This is a genomic window from Syntrophomonas sp. UBA1041 (assembly GCF_002316705.1).
Lineage (GTDB): Bacteria > Bacillota > Syntrophomonadia > Syntrophomonadales > Syntrophomonadaceae > DTU019.
The window spans coordinates 3004-3957 of sequence record NZ_DCEA01000029.1 but is presented as its reverse complement, the minus strand read 5'-3'; the positions used below and the strand labels follow the sequence as shown (position 1 = coordinate 3957).

Here is a 954-nt window from a genome sequence, read left to right as displayed (position 1 = left end):
ACATTATGAGTTAGTAGTAACAGATGATATCGCATGGCTGCTGTACGCAATCGATATTATTAGAATCAAGACATGGATCAAGTACCTAGTTTTCTTCATAACATAACATCCCTTCGGTGACATGTTTCCATGCCCACCATTGTCAACACTCATCCAGCTGGGTCAGTCGCAAATCCTTGTCAAGTATGGGTTATCACCAATTATAATAATGATAAATTCCAAACAAATTCGCGTACTCGGCGTCCAATTATATATAAAAATGATATTGACACCAAATATAGAATAGTTTATTGTTACAAAACCATAATGATAGGTGACATGGCTACTATTCTATAGACTGGGTATCAAAATCCTTCGGTTCTAATGCAGACACAGGTGAGTTTTTAAAGTCCTTTGTATTGCGGGTAATAATGTATAATAGCCGTCTTTGTTTTTTCGATGAAGAAAGGAGTATTAGCAATGACCAAATTCGACAAAGTTTTCGCAGCAGTTATTCTTGGTTTTATCATTCCTGTAATAGTATTTTGCGCTTTCTGGTGGCTCAGTTTTCTGCTAAAGATTGATAGCCGATTATGGATGGTTGCGGGACTATTTGCTGGCATAATCTTGTGCATCGTATTACTACGAAAATTAAAGCGGGTAGACAGATTTTACACTGCTAATTACTTTCCCCTGGCTGTACTCTACACTGTCTATTCCTTCGGTATTTTTGGCTTCTTTATGGGAGTACCGGTGTTTAACGTGATTCCTGGTATACTAGCCGGCGTTTATGTCGGCCGTAAAGTGAAGCTTCTCAAGCAACCGATCAGTAACTTTAGATCTGAACTTAAGAAGGCTGCCATATTCTCTGCGCTTATTCTATTCCTGATCTGTTGTTGTTCCGCGTGGCTGGCCCTGGCCGATCCGCATACCGCAGCCAACTTGCAGGGCATGTTGAAACTTAGCTTCGAAGCA

At 40.0% G+C, this 954-nt stretch carries 1 protein-coding gene; it reads left to right on the top strand.

Features of this window, described 5'->3' with window-relative positions; translation table 11 throughout:
• Positions 1 to 438 precede the first annotated feature (438 nt).
• The coding region (locus tag B2633_RS05155; RefSeq protein ID WP_483169597.1) for a hypothetical protein at positions 439 to 954 on the top strand (516 nt) is incomplete at its 3' end.